At 71.6% G+C, this 19,317-nt stretch carries 15 protein-coding genes; 6 read left to right on the forward strand and 9 right to left on the reverse strand.

The window, feature by feature from the left end:
* Nucleotides 1-6: 6 nt before the first annotated feature.
* From ACZ4UV_RS30060 to ACZ4UV_RS30085, 6 genes are read right to left on the reverse strand one after another with little or no spacing between them, the layout of a single operon-like run.
* Nucleotides 7-1,113, reverse strand: coding sequence for an XdhC family protein (locus ACZ4UV_RS30060; RefSeq protein ID WP_451020846.1), 1,107 nt, complete (start codon nt 1,111-1,113; stop codon nt 7-9).
* Nucleotides 1,106-2,290: a vWA domain-containing protein gene (locus ACZ4UV_RS30065; RefSeq protein ID WP_451020843.1), complete on the reverse strand. Its 1,185-nt coding sequence runs from the start codon at nt 2,288-2,290 to the stop codon at nt 1,106-1,108. The genes ACZ4UV_RS30060 and ACZ4UV_RS30065 overlap by 8 nt, the downstream gene beginning before the upstream one ends.
* Before the next feature lie 6 nt (nt 2,291-2,296).
* Nucleotides 2,297-3,172, reverse strand: coding sequence for an AAA family ATPase (locus ACZ4UV_RS30070; RefSeq protein ID WP_390036087.1), 876 nt, complete (start codon nt 3,170-3,172; stop codon nt 2,297-2,299).
* Between the two features lie 15 nt (nt 3,173-3,187).
* On the reverse strand, nt 3,188-4,042 hold the full coding sequence (locus tag ACZ4UV_RS30075; protein WP_451020842.1) for an FAD binding domain-containing protein: 855 nt from the start codon (nt 4,040-4,042) through the stop codon (nt 3,188-3,190).
* A complete protein-coding gene (locus ACZ4UV_RS30080; protein WP_467842061.1) occupies nt 4,039-6,525 on the reverse strand; it encodes a xanthine dehydrogenase family protein molybdopterin-binding subunit in 2,487 nt (828 codons plus the stop codon). Before ACZ4UV_RS30080 ends, ACZ4UV_RS30075 begins: the two co-directional genes overlap by 4 nt.
* On the reverse strand, nt 6,522-7,004 hold the full coding sequence (locus tag ACZ4UV_RS30085) for a (2Fe-2S)-binding protein (protein ID WP_467842064.1): 483 nt from the start codon (nt 7,002-7,004) through the stop codon (nt 6,522-6,524). The genes ACZ4UV_RS30080 and ACZ4UV_RS30085 overlap by 4 nt, the downstream gene beginning before the upstream one ends.
* 253 nt (nt 7,005-7,257) lie before the next feature.
* Between ACZ4UV_RS30085 and ACZ4UV_RS30090 the strand changes: the two genes are divergently transcribed.
* Nucleotides 7,258-9,243 carry a GTP-binding protein gene (locus ACZ4UV_RS30090; RefSeq protein WP_467842067.1) on the forward strand — a complete coding sequence of 662 codons (1,986 nt, stop codon included), beginning with the start codon at nt 7,258-7,260 and terminating at the stop codon, nt 9,241-9,243.
* A 67-nt stretch (nt 9,244-9,310) separates the two neighbouring features.
* On the forward strand, nt 9,311-11,167 hold the full coding sequence (locus tag ACZ4UV_RS30095; protein WP_467842070.1) for a cellulase family glycosylhydrolase: 1,857 nt from the start codon (nt 9,311-9,313) through the stop codon (nt 11,165-11,167).
* A gap of 57 nt (nt 11,168-11,224) precedes the next feature.
* On the opposite strand, the gene ACZ4UV_RS30100 is transcribed toward ACZ4UV_RS30095, so the two are convergent.
* Nucleotides 11,225-12,472, reverse strand: a complete 1,248-nt coding sequence (locus ACZ4UV_RS30100) for a YncE family protein (protein ID WP_451020838.1) — start codon at nt 12,470-12,472, stop codon at nt 11,225-11,227.
* Between the two features lie 173 nt (nt 12,473-12,645).
* Between ACZ4UV_RS30100 and ACZ4UV_RS30105 the strand changes: the two genes are divergently transcribed.
* Nucleotides 12,646-13,305 (forward strand): TetR/AcrR family transcriptional regulator, encoded by a 660-nt coding sequence (locus ACZ4UV_RS30105; RefSeq protein WP_451020837.1) that lies wholly within the window; start codon nt 12,646-12,648, stop codon nt 13,303-13,305.
* Nucleotides 13,306-13,690: 385 nt separating this feature from the next.
* Nucleotides 13,691-15,670, forward strand: a complete 1,980-nt coding sequence (locus ACZ4UV_RS30110) for a ricin-type beta-trefoil lectin domain protein (protein WP_451023269.1) — start codon at nt 13,691-13,693, stop codon at nt 15,668-15,670.
* Nucleotides 15,671-15,768: 98 nt separating this feature from the next.
* On the opposite strand, the gene ACZ4UV_RS30115 is transcribed toward ACZ4UV_RS30110, so the two are convergent.
* Complete coding sequence (locus ACZ4UV_RS30115) at nt 15,769-16,110, reverse strand: hypothetical protein (RefSeq protein ID WP_467842074.1); 342 nt, start codon at nt 16,108-16,110, stop codon at nt 15,769-15,771.
* Nucleotides 16,107-17,705 carry an aa3-type cytochrome oxidase subunit I gene (gene ctaD / locus ACZ4UV_RS30120; RefSeq protein WP_467842077.1) on the reverse strand — a complete coding sequence of 533 codons (1,599 nt, stop codon included), beginning with the start codon at nt 17,703-17,705 and terminating at the stop codon, nt 16,107-16,109. Before ctaD ends, ACZ4UV_RS30115 begins: the two co-directional genes overlap by 4 nt.
* 105 nt (nt 17,706-17,810) lie before the next feature.
* On the opposite strand from ctaD, the gene ACZ4UV_RS30125 reads away from it, so the two are divergent.
* Both ACZ4UV_RS30125 and ACZ4UV_RS30130 read left to right on the forward strand, forming a co-directional pair.
* Nucleotides 17,811-18,353, forward strand: coding sequence for an RNA polymerase sigma factor (locus ACZ4UV_RS30125; protein ID WP_351496774.1), 543 nt, complete (start codon nt 17,811-17,813; stop codon nt 18,351-18,353).
* A complete protein-coding gene (locus ACZ4UV_RS30130; protein ID WP_467842080.1) occupies nt 18,346-19,314 on the forward strand; it encodes a CU044_5270 family protein in 969 nt (322 codons plus the stop codon). The genes ACZ4UV_RS30125 and ACZ4UV_RS30130 overlap by 8 nt, the downstream gene beginning before the upstream one ends.
* Nucleotides 19,315-19,317 lie beyond the last annotated feature (3 nt).

Raw genomic sequence — 19,317 nt, forward strand, 5'->3', positions numbered from 1 at the left:
TGACAGTCAGCGGACGGCGGATGCGTGGATGGCGCCGGTGGTCGTGGCCAGGGGCGCGCCGCTGCCGCCCCAGCGCAGGGCCACGATCTCGGCCGCGACGGACACGGCGACCTCCTCCGGGGTACGCGCGCCGAGGTCGAGGCCGAGCGGTGAGCGCAGCCGGGCCAGTTCGGCCTCGGTCAGACCGGCCTCGGCCAGCCGCGCACGCCGTTCGTCGTGGGTCCGGCGGCTGCCCATCGCCCCGATGTAGGCGGCCGGCCGGCGCAGCGCCTCCTCCAGCAGCGGCACGTCGAACTTCGGGTCGTGGGTGAGGACGCAGATCACCGTGCGGTCGTCGGTGGCGGTGCCGCGGAGATAGCGGTGCGGCCAGTCGACGACGACCTCGACGGCGGCCGGGAAACGCTTCGGGGTGGCGAAGACCGGACGGGCGTCGCAGACGGTGACCCGGTAGCCGAGGAAGTCGCCGATGCGGGCCACCGCGGCCGCGTAGTCGATCGCGCCGAAGACCAGCATCCGGGGCGGCGGCGCGAACGACTGGAGGAACACGGTGACCGCGTCCTCGCGGCGTTCGCCGTGCGGGCCGTAGTGCCGCAGGACGGAGGCACCGAGCGCGAGTTCGCCGCGTGCGTCGGCGGTGGCGGCGACGTCGAGGCCGGTCGTGCCGAGGGTCCCGGCCGTCCGGTCCGGCCAGACGGCGAGCGTGGCGCCCTGCGGTGCGGGTCCGTCCACCACCGTCGCCACCGTCACCGGCTCGCCGGCGGCGACCGACCCGGCCACCGCGCCGAACGCCGGGTCGGAGCCGGCGGTCACCGGCCGGACCAGGAGGGTGATCTCTCCGCCGCAGGTCAGCCCGACCGCGAACGCGTCCTCGTCGCTGTAGCCGAAGGTCCGCAGCGACGGCTCGCCGCTCGCGACGACCTCCTGGGCCAGCTCGAAGACGGCGCCCTCGACACAGCCGCCCGACACACTGCCCACCACCTCGTCGTCAGGACCCACGGCCATGGCCGCACCGGGCCCGCGCGGCGCGCTGCGGCTGACCGCGACCACCGTGGCGAGACCGAACGGGATCCCGGCCGCATGCCAGCCGGCCAGCGTCGGCAGAATCTCACGCACCATCCGCTCCCTTCCCCGGTCCGCTCCCCGGCGCGCCGCCGGCCCGCGCCCCGCGCACCACGGCGGCGAGCCGCTCCAGCGCAGCCAGGCTGTGCCCCGCCACGAAGGCGTCCACGCTGGGCAGCGCCGCCGCCATCCCGGCCGCCAGCGGCGCGTAACCGGGCCGTGCCTTGCGCGGGTTCGCCCAGACCACCTGGTGGGCCAGGGCGTGCAGCCGGCGCATCTGCTGCCCGAGCAGCTCCGGGTCGCCGCGTTCCCAGCCGTCCGAGAGCAGGACGACGATCGCGCCCCGTGCCATGCCACGCTGCCCCCACCGGTTGAGGAACTCGCGCAGCAGTTCGCCGAGCCGGGTCCCCCCACGCCAGTCGGGCACGGCCGCCGCGACCTCCGCCATCGCCAGGTCCGGGTCCCGGTGCGACAGTTCGCGGGTCACCCGGGTCAGCCGGGTGCCGACGGTGAACACCTCGGTGCGGCCCGCGCGCACCGCCGCGTGCGCGAACCGCAGCAGCGCGTCGGCGTACGGCCCCATCGAACCGCTCACGTCGACGAGCAGCACCACCCGGCGCGGCCGCGCCACCCGTGCGTGCCGCCGCAGCAGGGCCGGTTCCCCGCCGCGCCGCAGCAACTCCCGCACCGTACGGCGCGGATCGACCTCCCCGCGCCGGGCCGGCCGACGCCGCGCCGAGCGCCGGGTCTGCCCCTGCAAGGTGAACGCGGCCAGCAGGCGACGCAGTTGGTCCCGTTCGGCGGGGTCCAGCTCGGTGACGTCGCGGTGCCGGAGCACTTCGGCGGAGCTGGCGAGGACGGCGGTGGGCGGGCCCGGCGGCTCGCCCTCACCGCGGGTCCGGGGCGCCGTGGCCGTCTCCCGTGCGACCAGCCGCAGCCGGGGCGGGGGAGCGGTGCGCACCGGCTGCCGGGCGGGGGCGGCGGACGGGCCGAAGTACGCGGCGAACACTCTGTCGTACCGCTCCAGGTCGTCATGGCCGCCGCAGAGCGTCGCTCGTCCCGCCCAGTACACGTCCGGGCGCATTCCCGGCCGCAGGGCGGCCACGGCGCGCAGGAACGCGTACCCGCGCTCCGCGCTCGCGTCCACCCCCGCCGCCCGCAACGCCCGTACGAACCCGAGCAGTACGGCATCCGCCGGCACGCCGGCCGTCCTCGACAGCGCCGCGTCCATGTCCGGTCACCCGCCCCGGGCCGCGAGGACCGCCGAGAGATCGAGCCCGCGCGCCCGCTCCGTGTCCTCCCGGTACTTCAGCACCGAACCCAGCGTCGCCACCGCCAGTTCGGCGTCCACCTCGCTCGCCCCGAGCGCGTCCAGCGCCTCCGCCCAGTCCAGCGTCTCCGCCACTCCCGGCGGTTTGACCAGGTCCGCGCCGCGCAGCGCCTGCACCAGGGCCGTGACCTGCTCGGCCAGCCGGGCCGACACCTGGGGCAACCGGCTGCGCACGATGGCCAGTTCGCGGGCGAAGGAGGGATGGTCGAACCAGTGGTAGAGGCACCGCCGCTTCAGCGCGTCGTGCACCTCGCGGGTCCGGTTCGAGGTCAGGACCACCACCGGCGGCACCTCGGCCCGCAGCGTGCCCAGTTCGGGGATCGTGACCGAGTACTCGGACAGCAGTTCGAGGAGGAACGCCTCGAACTCGTCGTCGGCACGGTCGATCTCGTCGACCAGCAGCACCGAGGGATGCTGCTGGAGGGCGAGCAGCAGGGGCCGGGCGATCAGGAAGCGCCGGTCGTAGAGCTCGCTCTCCAGCCGGTCCGCGTCCTGGACGCCCGCCGCCTCGGCGGCCCGCAGGTGCAGCAGCTGGCGCGGGAAGTCCCAGTCGTACAGGGCCTGGGAGGCGTCGATGCCCTCGTGGCACTGCAGCCGGATCAGCGGTGCGCCCAGCGCCTCGGCGAGGGCGGCGGCGAGCGCGGTCTTCCCCACGCCGGCGTCACCCTCGCAGAACAGCGGCCGGTGCAGTCTGAGGGCCAGGAAGCAGGTGACGGCCAGCCCCTCGTCGGCGAGGTACCCCGTCTCCGCCAGGCGTCCCCCCACCTGCTCCGGGTCGTCCATCGGGGGAATCGGCGCTCACCCCATTCCGGCGGCGGTCAGCACGGCCCGCCTGGTCAGCACCCGGGCGAGGTGCTCGCGGTACTCGGGCGAGGCCGACAGGTCCTGGGAAGGCCGGGTGCCTTCTGCGGCGGCCTCGGCGGCACGCGCCACGGCCTGCGGGCCGTCTGCACCGGACAGGGCCTGCTCGGCCGCCGCGGCCCGCAGCGGGGTGGAGCCCATGTTGGTGAGCCCGATGCGTGCCTCGGCGATGTGCCCGTCCTCACGCCGCACCAGCGCGGCGACCGCGACGATGGCCCAGGACTGGGCGACCGCGTGGAACTTCTCGTAGTGGAAGCCCCAGCCGTCCGCCTTCGGGATCCGCACCTCCAGCAGGAGTTCGTCGGGCGCGAGCGCCGACTGGAGGTAGTCGACGAAGAACTCCCGGGCCGGGACCGTGCGCCGGCCGCCCGGCCCGGCGACGACCAGTTCGGCGTCGAGGGCGAGCGCCACGGCGGGCAGGTCCCCGGCCGGGTCGGCGTGCGCGAGGGAGCCGCCGAGGGTGCCGCGGTGCCGTACGGCGGGATCGGCGACGGTGGCCGTGGCCGCCGCAAGCAGCCCGGCGTGCCGCCGCACCAGCGGGTCGTGGACGACGTCGTGGTGCGTGGTCAGCGCGCCGATGGCCAGCATCCCGCCGTCCTCGCGGACCCCGCGCAGCTCCGGGATCCGGCCGACGTCCACCACCAGCTCCGGGAAGGCGAGCCGCAGGCGCAGCAGCGGCAGCAGGCTCTGCCCGCCGGCCAGCACCTTGGCCTCCTCGCCGGCGTCGGCGAGGGCGCCCACCGCCTCGTCGACGGTGGCCGGGCGGGTGTAGTCGAACGTGGGGGGAATCATGCGGAACCCTCCTCACCGTACTGGCCCAGGTCGCCCGAGCGGGCGGCCTGCCCGGACTGGCCCGACTGCGCCGGACCGGTCCCGCCGGCCTCCTCGCCGGCACCGCCCCGGCCGGCGCGGGCGGCCCGCACGGCCTGCCACACCCGGTGCGGCGAGCACGGCATCCGTACGTCGGTGACGCCCAGCGGGCGCAGCGCGTCCACCACGGCGTTGACCACCGCGGGCGTCGACGCGATCGCCCCGGCCTCGCCGACTCCCTTGACCCCCATGGCGTTCGAGGCCGCCGGGGTCTCCGTCCGGTCGGTGACGAAGTCCGGCAGGTCCGCCGCCGACGGCACCAGATAGTCGGCCATGGTCCCGGAGACGAGGTTGCCCTCGTCGTCGTAGACGGCCTCCTCGTACAGCGCCTGCGCGATGCCCTGTGCGAGACCGCCGTGCACCTGGCCCTCGACGATCATCGGGTTGACGACATGGCCGACGTCGTCCACGCAGACGTACGACCTGATCGTCGTCTTCCCGGTCTCCGTGTCGACCTCGACCGCGCACAGGTGGGTGCCGTGCGGGTAGGAGAAGTTCTCCGGGTCGACCACCGTCTCGGCGTTGATGGACGGTTCGACGCCGTCGGGCAGGTCGTGGCTGGTGAACGCCTCGAAGGCGATCTCCTGGATGGTCTTGCGCGCCTCCGGCGAGCCCTTCACGGCGAACACGCCGTCCGTGAACTCCAGGTCCTGCTCGCTGGCCTCCAGCAGGTGCGCGGCCACCTTCCGCGCCTTCTCGACCACCTTCGTCGCCGCCCGGTGCACGGCCTCGCCGCCGACGGCGAGCGACCGCGAGCCGTAGGTGTCCATGCCCTGCGGGGAGGACTGGGTGTCGCCGTGCACCACCTCGACGTCCTCGAACGGCACGCCCAGCACGTCGGCCGCGATCTGGCTCCAGCAGGTCTCGTGCCCCTGCCCGTGCGGACTGGTGCCGGTCACCACCTCGACCTTGCCGGTGGGCAGCATGCGGATGCTCGCCGCCTCCCAGCCGCCGGCCGCGTACCGGAGATCGCGCAGCACCCGGCTCGGTGCCAGCCCGCACATCTCGGTGTACGTCGACACGCCGATGCCGAGGCGTACCGGGTCGCCGCGTTCGTTGCGTCTGCGCTGCTCGGCACGGAGGTCGTCGTACCCGAACAGCGCGAGCGCCTTCTCGGTGGCCGCCTCGTAGTTGCCGCTGTCGTAGGTCAGCCCGGCGATCGAGGTGTACGGGAACTCCTCGTGCCGGATCCAGTTCCGGCGCCGCAACTCCACGGGATCCAGGCCGAGTTCGGCGGCCAGCTCGTCCATGATCCGCTCGATGGCGAAGGTCGCCTCCGGGCGCCCGGCGCCGCGGTAGGCGTCGGTGGGCGTCCGGGTGGTGAAGACGCCGGTGCAGGTGAAGTCGTAGGCGTCCATCTTGTAGATCGCCGGGTACATGAAGGCGCCGAGGATCGGGATGCCCGGGGTGACCAGCATCAGGTAGGCGCCCATGTCGGCGGTCAGGTCCACCTTCAGGCCGAGCAGCCGGCCCTCGCGGGTGGCGGCGACCTCGACGTCCTGGATCATGCCGCGGCCGTGGTGGGTGGCGAGGTAGCCCTCGGAGCGGGACTCCGTCCACTTCACGGGACGGCCCAGCCTGCGGGCGACGGCGAGTGCGACGGCCTCCTCGCCGTACACCTGGAGCTTGGAGCCGAAGCCGCCGCCCACGTCCGGGGCGATCACCCGGAGCTTGTGCTCGGGGACGCCGGTGACGGTGGCCAGCATGATCCGCAGGATGTGCGGGATCTGCGTCGCCGAGTAGACCGTGTACTCGCCGGAGGCGGCGATCGGGGTGACCACGACCGCGCGCGGCTCCATGGCGTTCGGGATCAGCCGTTGCTGGTGGTAGCGGCGCTTGAGCGTCACGTCGGCGCGCTGCCGTACGGAGTCGAAGCTCTCGCCGGTGGCGAGCGGCCAGGTGTAGCAGCGGTTGGTGCCCTTGTCGGCGTGGACCAGCGGGGCGTCGTCGGCGAGGGCGGCCTCCAGGTCGAGCACCGGGGGCAGCGGGTCGTAGTCGACCTCGACGGCCTCCAGGGCGTCCGCTGCGGTGTACCGGTCGCGGGCCACCACGACGGCCACCGGGTCGCCGGCGTGGCGGACCTCGTCGACGGCGATCGGCGGGTGGTCGGGCAGCACGATGTCCTCGGTCACCGGCCAGGCGCAGGGGAGCGAACCCAGGCCCTCGGCGAGGTCGGCGCCGGCGAACGCGGCGACGACACCGGGGCGTTCGAGGGCGGGGGAGACGTCGACGCGGGTGATGCGGGCGTGCGCCATCGGGCTGCGCAGGACGGCCATGTGGAGCAGTCCGGCGACCTGGATGTTGTCGGTCCAGTTGGTCTGGCCGGTGATCAGCCGGGCGTCCTCCTTGCGCAGCCGGGCGCGGCCGATCTCGTGTGCTGCGGCTTCTACGGCCTGGCCGGTCATGCCGTGGCCTCCTCGGGTACCTGTTGCCCGGAGGCGGCGAGCACCGCGCGGACGATGTTCTGGTAGCCGGTGCACCGGCACAGGTTGCCCTCCAGGGCGTGCCTGACCTCGTCGGAGGACGGGTGCGGGTTCTCGTTCAGCAGATCGCGGGCCGCCATGATCATCCCGGGGGTGCAGTAGCCGCACTGCAGGCCGTGCCGTTCGTGGAACGCCCGCTGCAGCGCCGTCCACTCCCCGTCCGTGGCCAGCCCCTGGACGGTGGTCACCGTGCAGCCGTCCGCCTGGACGGCCAGCACCGAGCAGCTCTTGGCGGTCGCCCCGTCCAGGTCGACCGTGCACGCGCCGCAGTTCGAGGTGTCGCAGCCGATCGGAGTGCCGGTCAGGCCGAGACGGTCGCGCAGGTAGTGGGCCAGCAGCAGGCGGGGTTCCACCTCGTCCTCGTAAGGCGTGCCGTCCACCGTCACCTTGATGTGGGTCATGTGGCCTCCAGACCGTGCGGCGGAAACGAGGGATTTCAGCCAGGCGACGTGATGTAGGTCACTCTAGAGCCGTGCCGGGAGGGCGGCGAGTGCTGCGGCGGGGCTTTTGTTGAGCGTTAATCCATTGCCGCGGACGGGTCCGTCCTGCTGCACTGCTCCTCACCCGACGTCACAGAGAGAGGGCCACCGATGCGCGCTGCGTGCATGTCCACCGAGGAAGGAATCCCCCCCATGCCGAAGGACATCACGCTCAGTGCACATGCTCAGTCTCGGAATTCTCGCGCACGTCGACGCAGGTAAGACCACTCTGACGGAACGGCTGCTGCACACGGCCGGCGTCACCGACGAGCTCGGCAGCGTCGATGACGGCAGTACCCGCACCGACACCCTCGCCCTGGAGCGGCAGCGCGGCATCACCATCAAGTCGGCCGTCGTGTCGTTCCCGCTCGACGGCGTGACCGTCAACCTCATCGACACCCCGGGCCACCCGGACTTCATCGCCGAGGTGGAGCGGGTTCTCGGGGTTCTGGACGGTGCGGTCCTCGTCGTGTCGGCCGTGGAGGGCGTCCAGGCGCAGACCCGGGTCCTGATGCGGACCCTGCGGCGGCTGCGCATCCCCACGCTGGTCTTCGTCAACAAGATCGACCGGCGGGGCGCCCGCGACGACGCCGTCCTCGGCCAGCTGGCCCGCAGGCTCGCCGTGCCGCTCGTCCCGATGGGCCGTGCCACCGGGCTCGGCACGCGGGCCGCCCGCTTCCTGCCCGGCCTCGGCCCGGCCGCGCTGGACGTGCTCGCCGACCACGACGACGCGTTGCTCGCCGCCTACCTCGACGGCGGTGCCCCGGAGCCCCGGCTGCACGCGGCCCTCGCCGAGCAGACCCGGCGGGCCGTGGTCCATCCGGTGTACTTCGGCTCCGCCGCCACCGGCGCCGGCGTGCCCGACCTGATCGCCGGCATCGAGCGGATGCTCCCGGCCGCCGACGGCGACCCGGCCGGCCCGTTCTCCGGCACGGTCTTCAAGGTGGAGCGGGGACCGGCGGGGGAGAAGGTCGCCTACGCGCGCCTCTTCTCCGGAACCCTGGGAGTCCGGGACCGGATCCCGTTCGGCAACCGCGCCGCCGCCGGCCACCGGCCGGAGGGCCGGGTCACCGGGCTCAGCGTCTTCGAGGGCGGTACGGACCTCCGGCGGGACCGCGCCGGTGCCGGGCGGATCGTCAAGGTGTGGGGGCTGGCCGGCATCCGCATCGGCGACGCCCTCGGGCTGCCGGGACGGGCGTACGAGCACCACTTCGCGCCCCCGACCCTGGAGACCGTGGTGGTCCCCGGACCCGGCACCGACCGCCGCTCCCTGCATGTCGCCCTCACCCAGCTCGCCGAGCAGGACCCGCTGATCGACGTCCGGCACGACGAGGCGCGGCAGGAGACCTCCGTCTCCCTCTACGGCGAGGTGCAGAAGGAGGTGATCCAGGCGACCCTCGCCGACGAGTACGGCCTCGACGTCGCGTTCCGGGAGACGACCACCATCTGCGTCGAACGCCTCACCGGCACCGGAGCCGCCGTCGAGTTCAACAAGAAGGACGACAACCCCTTCCTGGCCACGGTCGGCCTGCGGGTGGAGCCGGCCCCGCCGGGGGCGGGCGTCGGCTTCCGCCTGGAGGTGGAGCTGGGCTCGATGCCGTACGCCTTCTTCAAGGCCGTCGAGGACACCGTGCGCGAGACCCTCGGCCAGGGGCTGCACGGCTGGCGGATCCCGGACTGCACGGTGACCATGACCCACTCCGGCTACTCGCCCCGGCAGAGCCATGCCCACCAGGGCTTCGACAAGAGCATGTCGAGCACCGGCCACGACTTCCGCGGACTGACCCCGCTGGTGCTCACCGAGGCGCTGCGGCGGGCCGGCACCCTGGTGCACGAGCCGATGCACCGCTTCCGCCTGGAGGCCCCCACGGACACGCTGGGCGCACTGCTGCCGGTGCTCGCCGGACTCGGCGCGGTGCCGCAGCGGACCGGGACCGAGGGCATGCTCGCGGTCCTGGAGGGCGCGGTGCCCGCGGCCCGGGTGCACGGACTGGAGCAACGGCTGCCGGGGCTGACCCGCGGCGAGGGCGAGCTGGAGACCGCCTTCGACCACTACGCGCCGGTGGTGCGGGGGCCGGTCCCGGAGCGGTCGCGGACCGACCACAACCCGCTGAACCGCAAGGAGTACCTGTTGAACGTGACCGGTCGAGTGACCGGCTGAGGGAACCGGTACTCAACTTACTCGTGAGTCAGAAGTATTGACTGTGTCCGGAAATCACCGGACTGTAATGGACATGACGAATATCCGGGCACGACTGATCGTTGTCCTGGTTGTCCTCTGCGGATTCCTCGCGGTGGCGGGCACCCCGTCCGCCACCGCAGCCACCCCGTCCGACTCCCTCTCGTTCGACGGCACCGCGCTCACCGTGCAGAACGGCCGCTTCGTCGACGGCCAGAGCCGTGAGGTCGTGCTGCGCGGCTACAACGTCTCCGGCGAGACCAAGCTGGAGGAGAACAGCGGCCTGCCCTTCGCCTCGGTCGCCGACGCGAGGAAGTCCGCCACCGCGCTGCGCGCCCTCGGCGGCGGCAACGCCGTGCGCTTCCTGCTCTCCTGGGCACACGCCGAACCCGTCCAGGGCCAGGTCGACACCACCTACCTGGCCAACGTGACCGCGCAGATGCAGGCGTTCCTCGACGCCGGCATCCGCGTCTTCCCCGACTTCCACCAGGACCTGTACTCCCGCTACCTGTTCAACTCGGGCAGCTGGTACACCGGCGACGGCGCTCCCAAGTGGGCGGTCGCGCTCGGCGGTTACCCGGCCGAGTCCTGCGGCATCTGCCTCTTCTGGGGCCAGAACATCACCCAGAACGCGGCCGTCCAGAAGGCCCAGTACGACTTCTGGCACAACAACTACGGCCTCCAGGACTACTTCCTGGCCACCGCCCAGACCACCATGACCTACCTGGCCGGGCACCTGACGTCCGACGAGTTCGCGGGCGTCGTCGGCTTCGACCCCTACAACGAGCCGTACGCCGGCTCCTACGACTCCGGTGAGACCTCCCGCACCTGGGAGCAGAACCGGCTGTGGCCCTTCTACCAGAAGTTCCGGGTCCGGATGGACGCGGCCGGCTGGACCTCCAAGCCCGCCCTCGTCGAGCCCAACCTCTACTGGAACGGCAACGTCACCAACCAGGAAGGCGGACTGCTCGACGCGGGCACGCTCGGCTCGCGGTACGTCTTCAACACCCACTTCTACGACCAGAAGGCCATCTCCGGCATCCTGATGTGGGGCAACGCCTCCGACGGCCAGTACAGCACCGACTTCGGGACCATCCGGGACCGTGCCTCGGCAGCCGGGACGACGGCGGTCGTCAGCGAGTTCGGGCACCCGCTGTCCGGCACCACCTCCGGCAAGGCGCCGACCGTCGACAAGGCGATGTACCAGGCCCTCGACTCCCGCCTCTCCGGGGCGAACTGGTGGTCCACCCCGGCCTCCTCCGGACCGGTCCTCTCCGGCACCCAGTGGCAGTGGGACATCTACAACGGCCGCCATCACGAGCTGATGAACGACAACCCGGACAAGGTCCTCACCTCCGGCGACGCCTGGAACGACGAGGACCTCTCGGCCGTGAACATGACCGACTCGGGCACCGTGACGCTCCGTCAGGACGCCCGGCTGCTCGACCGGATCTACCCGTCCGCCACCTCGGGCTCCACCCTCGCCTTCACCTACGAGGACCGCTCCCGGGACGGCTCCACGACCCTGACCTGGAACCCGGTGCCCAGCTCGCTGCCGAACGTGGCCGCGCTGGTCGGCTCCGGACAGTACGCCGTCCAGGTCTGGCGTTCCGGCAGCGCCACCGCACCCACCGAACTCCACCTCCCGGCCTCCTTCCCGACCGCCTCCACGACGGTCGTCTCCGACCTGGGCACGGCCTATGCGCCCCCGTCGTACACGTCCGCGACCCCGGTCGGCGTGGCGGCGGAACCGGGTGGGACGGGCAGCCGCCGACTGCTGCTCACCGACTCGGACTCCGGCGTGCTGCACTTCGCGCTGGTGACCAACGGGGCGACCTCGCCCAGCTCCACCCTGCTGAACGCGGCCAAGGCGGAGCTGACCGCCTGGGTGGCGGCGAAGTTCTGAGCACGGCTTCGGCCTCCGGGTGCCGCGCACCCGGAGGCCGAAGGTCCTGACGGCCTCTCAACTGCCGGACGCACCAGCCCAGCCGGCCTGCACATGGCCGAGCCGGACGCGCTGCGGGTGGTCGCCCACGGGCACCGACGTCACCTTCTGACCGGTGCCGAAGTCGATCGCGGTCACCTGGTCGGCGCCGCTCTCCGAGATGACGCAGTCCTTGCCGTCACCGCTGACCGTGGCCCAGTACGGCGTGGACGCCGTGATGAGCGGCCCCTCCTGCAGGGTGGCCCGGTCGACGATCGTTGCGTAGTTGTCCATCGTCCCGGCGACGCACAGCTTGGTGCCGTCCGGCTTCATCGAGATGCCGTGGTGGCGCGAGTCCAGCAGCCAGGTGGTGCGGTCGGTGCTGGTCGCCGGGTTCGCCGGCAGGGTCTTCACCCGGGTGATCTTGTCGCTGGCGATGTCGTACTCCAGGAAGCCGTTGAAGAACGACACCTGGAAGTACATCTTCGACCAGTCGGGCGTGAAGGCCGCGGGCCGTACCGCGTCCGAGAAGTCCGTCAGGCCGATCGCGTCCAGCCGGGCGCGCATGTCGATGGTCTTGACCTGCTTGTAGGTGGTGGCGTCCGCGACGGTGATGTGGCGGTCGCCCTTGGTCCAGTCCCAGATCGGGTCGTCGAGCGAGGTGGTGACCTCGCCGATCGACATGTTCCAGATGTACTTGCCGTCGGGGCTGAAGACGTTCTCGTGCGGCTTGTCGCCGGTGGCGAACTCGCCCAGCTCCTTGCCGGTGTTGATGTCCAGCACCTGGACCTTGTTCGCGGTGGACGCCGACACCGCGACCTTCGTGCCGTCGGGCGAGACGGCCATGTGGTCGGCGCGGTAACCGGCCACCGGGAACCGCCAGTTGATCGTGTCGGTGGCGAGGTCGATGGAGACGACGTCGGCGAAGCTCGGCCGGGAGACGACCACGGACTTCCCGTCCGGCGTGGAGTACATGTCGTCCACGTACTGGTCGTGGCCCTGGCCGACCTCGTTGCGGATCGACGTGTAGTAGATCCACTTGATGGGGTCGGCGTTGATCTCGGCGATCCGCGCGTCCTTGTCGGGGATGACGTTGATCTGGCCGACCTTCGCGAAGTCGCCGGACGAGTTCAGGACGGTCGCGGTGCCGTCCCAGTTGTTGCCGACGAACAGCACCTCGCGCAGGGAGGCGTCGGCCGCGGCGGTGGCGGCGGTCGCGGGCGCGGCGACGGTCAGGACGAGGGCGGCGGCTACGGAGCAAAGGTGCCTGGGTCTGAAAGCAGGCATGACTGCTCTCTCCTCTGGGGGGTGGGGACGCGCGCGTGCGGGCACAGGGTCACGGAATCTGAACACGGGCGCGTTCAAAATGAACTTACTGAAAAGTAAGGAAGGGGTGGAGGACTCCACAAGAGGCGTACGCGAGAAAATTGGCCAACGGGCGGTCGACGGAGGGGGCAGTCTTGGCGGGCAGGATCAAGGCACCGACAGGTCGCTACGGCGGCCGGTCCGCCGAGGAGCGCAAGGCCGACCGGCGCCGGCGCTTTCTGGAGGCGGCGCTCCAACTCTTCGGCGAGGCACCGGGGTTCCGCGCCACGACCGTCGCGGCACTGAGTCAGGCGGCGGGCTTGTCGACCCGTCAGTTCTACGAGGAGTTCCAGACCCTGGAGGATGTGCTCGCCGCGTTGCACCTGGAGGTCAACGGGTGGGCGGAGCGGGCGGTTGCCGATGCGTTCGCCGAGGCGGAACCGTTGCCGTTGGTGGAGCGGGTGACGGTGCTGTTCCGCGCGTACGCCCGTGACGTCACGTCGGACCCGCGGCGCATCCGCATCGCCTTCGTGGAGATCATCGGGGTCAGCCCACGGCTGGAGGAGCAGCGGCTGGCGCGGCGGGCGCGCTGGGTGGAGCTGATATGCACCGAGGCGAACGCGGCGGTCGCGCGGGGGGATGCGGCACCGCGGGACTACCGGTTGGCCGCGACGGCGTTCATCGGCAGCGTGAACGGGTTGCTGCACGACTGGAGTGCGGGGTGGGTGGAGGCGAGCCTGGACGAGGTCGTGGACGAACTGGTGCGGTTGCTGGTGGGGATCCTGCGGCCGGAGGGGTGGACGCCCAAGGGGTGAGCCGCGTGGGGGTCGTTCTACGGCGGCGTTGCGGCTGGTCGCGCAGTTCCTCCCCCCAGCCTTCGGCCGGGGGTGCCCCCGCGCCTCCCGGCGCCTGGTGGGCCGGCTCGTCCAGCGCCCCGGCCGCTTGGGCTACGGGGGTCACATCGCCCCGTGAGCCCGCCGTCGTGATGCTGCGTGCACGACCGGAAGTATGGCGGCGCGTGCGTCCTCGCGGGGTGAACGACGCGAAGGGGAGGGCGACTTCACGCCTGTCCCAGCCGTTGACTTCACCCTCCGGCGGCTCTACGGTCGGCGCGCTGGCATGTTCGGGTCACCGATCTGCGTTTGATATTCCGAACATGCGTGAGCCGTATCCCCTCGTGCACCCCCGTGGAGGAGCCGCATGTACCCCCCGCCCAGATCGACCGGCAGCGGTCTCGTACGACACCTGTGGGCCGCTGCCGTACGCACCCTCGCCCTGACCCTGACGGCCGCGGCCGCGCTCCTCTTCGCCACCCCGGGGCCGGCCCAGGCGGCGACGGTTGCGCAGGTCTCGGTGCCCACCGCCCCGATGGGCTGGGCCTCCTGGAACAGCTTCGCGGCGAAGATCGACTACGACGTCATCAAGGCGCAGGTCGACGCCTTCGTCGCGGCCGGGCTCCCGGCCGCCGGCTACAAGTACATCAACATCGACGAGGGCTGGTGGCAGGGGACCCGGGACAGCGCCGGCAACATCACCGTCGACACCAGTGAGTGGCCCGGCGGCATGAGCGCCATCGCCGACTACATCCACAGCAAGGGCCTGAAGGCCGGCATCTACACCGACGCGGGCGCCAACGGCTGCGGCTACTACTACCCGACCGGCCGCCCCGCCGCCGCCAACACCGGCAGCGAGGGGCACTACGCCCAGGACATGCTCCAGTTCTCGACATGGGGCTTCGACTTCGTGAAGGTCGACTGGTGCGGTGGCGACGCCGAGGGGCTGGACGCGGCCACCACGTACAAGTCGATCAGCTCGGCCGTCGCCACGGCCGCGGCCACCACCGGCCGTCCGCTGACCCTCTCCATCTGCAACTGGGGCTACCAGAACACCTGGAACTGGGCGACGGGCCTCGCCCCCATGTGGCGGACCAGCACGGACATCTACTACTACGGCGGCACGGCGTCGCAGTCGGCGGTGCTGTCCAACTTCGACCAGACCCTGCACCCGGCCGCCCAGCACACCGGCTACTACAACGACCCCGACATGCTCACCGTCGGCATGTCCGGCCTCACGGCAGCCCAGAACCGCACCCACATGGCCCTGTGGGCGATCTCCGGAGCCCCGCTGCTCGCGGGCAACGACCTCACCACCATGACCAGCGAGACGGCCGCCATCCTCAAGAACTCGGACGTCGTCGCCGTCGACCAGGACCCGCGCGGCCTCCAGGGCGTCAAGGTCGCCGAGGACACCACCGGTCTGCAGGTCTACAGCAAGGTCCTGGCCGGCACCGGCAACCGCGCGGTCGTGCTGCTCAACCGCACCTCCTCCGCCGCGAACATCACCGCCCGCTGGTCCGACCTCGGCCTGACCAGCGCCTCGGCGACTGTCCGGGACCTGTGGGCGCAGTCGAACCTCGGCTCGTACGCGACGAGTTACACCGCCGGCGTCCCGGCCGGCGGCTCGGTCATGCTGAAGGTGAGCGGCGGTACGGAGGCGGCGGGTACGAGCTACAGCGCGTCCGCCACCGGCAAGTACACCGGCGTCAGCGCCGCGAGCACCGGCCTGGACGTCGTCGACGTCGCCTACACCAACACCGGCTCGACCGCCGTCACCGGCACCCTCCAGGTCAACGGCCAGACGGCCACGACGGTGTCGTTCCCGCCGACCGGGTCCTCGCAGGGGACCGTGTCCGTACAGGTCGACCTGAGCAAGGGGTCGGCCAACTCACTCACCTTCACCGGGAGTTCGCTGCCCGCGCTCGGCTCGATCGCGGTCAGCCCGATCCCCGGCGCCAACGGCACCCTTCTCGTGGGCGGGCAGTCCGGCCGCTGCGCCGACATCTACAACAACACCATCACCAACGGCACCCAGGCGGAGATCTGGGACTGCAACGGCGGCCAGAACCAGGCCTGGACGTACACCTCCCGCAAGGAGTTCGTGGTGTACGGCAACAAGTGCCTGGACGCGTACAACCAGGGCACCACCAACGGCACCAAGGTCGTGATCTGGGACTGCAACGGGCAGGACAACCAGAAGTGGAACGTGAACTCGGACGGGACGATCACGAACGTGAACGCCGGGTTGTGCCTGGATGTGTACGGGGCGGCCACCGGCAACGGGTCGTCGCTGGTGCTGTGGTCCTGCAATGGCGGGAGCAACCAGCAGTGGAGCAGGAGTTGAGCCGGTAGTTCGTCGGGTGCGGGTGGGCTGTGGCTGGTCGCGCAGTTCCTCCCCCAGCCTTCGGCCGGGGGGACCCCCAGCGCCCCTGCGGGGGCGCGTCATCCGCAGGCCGACAGTGAGATCAGGGCCGTTGACGCAAAGAGAGCGCAGGCGAGGACGGAGCCGACGACGAGTCGCAGGCGTAGCGCCCGGTATCTCTGCTCGTACTCCTGCCTCAGTGTCTCCGCGCGTTGCGCCGTGCGCTGCCAGGATCTGCGGGCCATGGCCACGTACTCGGTCTCGAAATGCCGCTCAAGGTCGGCTCGCTGGGTGTCCGTGAGCCATCCGAAGCGGTCCGCGAGCCGAGCCGCCGCCCGCCGGGCCTCCTCCCTGGTCGCCGCCAGCAGCAGATGGCCCTCCACCTGGGCGACCAGTGCCCGTTCCTCCTCCCGTGCCGTCATCGCGTGCTCAGCTCCCGCTCCACGGCGGCATGGTGCAGGTCGAACGCCGGGGACTCGCTGCGGATCTGAGGCAGGGAGACGAAGTTGTGGCGCGGCGGCGGGCACGACGTCGCCCACTCCAGGGAGCGGCCGTAGCCCCAGGGGTCGTCCGACTCGACCTTCTCCCCGTACTTGGCCGTCTTCCAGACGTTGTAGAAGAACGGGAGCAGCGACGAGCCCAGCAGGAACGAGAAGATCGTCGAGACCGTGTTGAGGGTGGCGAACCCCTCCACCGCCAGGTAGTCGGGGATCCGGCGCTGCATACCCTCGGCACCCAGCCAGTGCTGGACCAGGAACGTGCCGTGGAAGCCGACGAACAGGGTCCAGAAAGTGATCTTGCCGAGGCGTTCGTCCAGCATCTTGCCGGTGAACTTGGGCCACCAGAAGTGGAATCCGGCGAACATCGCGAAGACGACCGTACCGAAGACCACGTAGTGGAAGTGGGCGACGACGAAGTACGAGTCGGAGATGTGGAAGTCGATCGGCGGGGACGCGAGCATCACGCCGGTCAGGCCGCCGAAGACGAATGTCACGAGGAAGCCCGTGGCCCAGAGCATGGGCGTCTCGAAGGACAGCGAGCCCTGCCACATCGTGCCGATCCAGTTGAAGAACTTCACTCCCGTCGGGACGGCGATCAGGAAGGTCATGAAGGAGAAGAAGGGCAGGAGGACCCCGCCCGTGACGTACATGTGGTGGGCCCAGACGGTCACCGAGAGGCCGGCGATGGAGATGGTCGCCGCGACCAGGCCCATGTAACCGAACATCGGCTTGCGCGAGAAGACCGGGATCACCTCGCTGATGATGCCGAAGAACGGCAGCGCGATGATGTAGACCTCCGGGTGGCCGAAGAACCAGAACAGGTGCTGCCAGAGCAGCGCTCCGCCGTTGGCCGCGTCGAAGACGTGGGCCCCGAACTTGCGGTCTGCCTCCAGGGCGAACAAGGCCGCCGCCAGGACCGGGAAGGCGAGCAGGACCAGTACGGCGGTCAGCAGCACGTTCCATACGAAGATCGGCATGCGGAACATGGTCATGCCGGGGGCCCGCATGCAGATGATCGTGGTGATGAAGTTGACCGCGCCGAGGATGGTCCCGAAGCCGGAGAAGGCCAGGCCCATGATCCACATGTCGGCGCCGACCCCCGGGGTGCGCACCGCGTCCGAGAGCGGGGCGTAGGCGAACCAGCCGAAGTCGGCCGCCCCCTGCGGGGTGAGGAAGCCGCCGACCGCGATGGTGGAGCCCAGCAGGTAGAGCCAGTAGGCCAGCATGTTCAGGCGGGGGAAGGCCACGTCCGGCGCGCCGATCTGGAGCGGCATGATCCAGTTCGCGAAACCCGCGAAGAGCGGGGTCGCGAACATCAGCAGCATGATCGTGCCGTGCATCGTGAACGCCTGGTTGAACTGCTCGTTCGACATGATCTGCAGACCGGGGCGGGCCAGCTCGGCGCGCATCAGCAGGGCCATCACCCCGCCCACGCAGAAGAACGAGAACGCCGTGACCAGGTACAACGTCCCGATCGTCTTGTGATCCGTGGTCGTCAGCCACTTGAGGTTCCTCATGCCCCGCCTGTGTCCGGGCTGTCCGCACCGGTCACACTGGACGGATGCGACGAGCGTCACGGAGACGGGTGTGACGATCGGGGAGGTGCCGGACAAGAACGGGACATGAGCAACGACGAGATCTTCGCCGCTGCCTATCGCGAGCACTACTGGGCGGTCAGCCGCTATGTCGCGCGGCGACTGGACGGGCGGACCGGCGAGGTGGAGGAAGTGGTGGCGGAGGTGTTCACGGTGGCCTGGCGCCGCCGCGCCGACCTGCCGGCGGTCCCGCTGCCCTGGCTGTACGGCGTGGCACGCAACTGCCTCGCCAACGCGGTACGCGGATACGGGCGCCGGCGCCGGCTGGTGGACCGGCTGGGCAACGACGACACCGCGCACGGCCGGCACCTCGCGGCCGGCCCCGACAGCGAGCGGCCCGGCTCCTGGGTGCACGACGCACTCGCCCGGCTGTCCCCGGCCGACCAGGAGGTGCTGCGGCTGACGGCGTGGGAGGAGCTCGGCGTCGACGAGGTCGCCGTCGTCCTGGGCTGCGGGCAACGGGCGGCGGCGATGCGGCTGCACCGCGCCCGCCGCCGCCTCAGAGCCGAGATCGACCGACTGCGCCCGCCCGCCGCCGAGGCCCTTTCCGAGGAACACCGCCATGGCTGACGAACTCGACCTGCTGCGCGCCGCCGACCCGGTGCCCGCCGACGGCCCCCGCTTCGGCGACGGCCCCCTCGACCACACCGCCGAACGGCACCTCAACCGGCTGCTGCACAGCCCCCGCCCCGGCCGCCCGGCCTGGGTCCGGCCGCGCCTGCTGTGGGGGCTGACCGCGGCCGCCGTCGTGACGGCCACCACGCTGACCGTGCTGCTCGGCGGGCCGTCGGGCGCCCCGGCCGTCGCCGCGCCCCGGCCGCTGAGCGTCCGCGCCCACTCCACCGCCGTACCGCTCGCCCAGGTCGCGCAACTCGCCGCCGTGGCCGCGACGGACGGCTCCCCGGCGCTGCGCCAGGGCACCCATGTGCAGTCCTGGAGCCTGGCCATGAGCGACGACAGACCGCCGGTCACCCTGCCCGAGGAACGCGTGGTGCGGTGGCGGGCGGACGGCACGCACACCGAGGTGGTCGTGGCGACCGACCCGGACCACGCGGGCCGTCCCGTCCTGACCGACACGGGCCGGGTCGAGGACGGCAAGGTGCTCAGCCGGCAGACCTTCCCGCCGATGTGGGGCGACGCACCGCCCCTGTCCACACCTCCGCACGACCCCGCGAAGCTGCGCGCCTACCTCACCGACCTGATCCACAGCGACACCCTCACCACGTCCGAACTCCTCGACGCCACCACGGAGTTGCTGGACAACTGGACGCTCGGGACACGCGAGACGGCGGCCCTGGCCGACCTGCTCGCCGACGCGAAGGGCCTACGGGCCGCCGGCCAGGTCACCGACCGGCTGGGCCGCACCGGGCAGGCCTACGTCCTCGACGAGGGCACCGGCGGGCGGCGGATGCTGATCCTGGACCCGGCCACCGGTGCCGTACTCGGTCTGGAGACCACGTTCACCCGGGACGACCCCGAGTACGGGGTGCGGGCCGGGGACGTCATGGAGTACCGCGCCTGGCTGCGCTGACCC

The organism is Streptomyces sp. NPDC028289, from assembly GCF_055565975.1.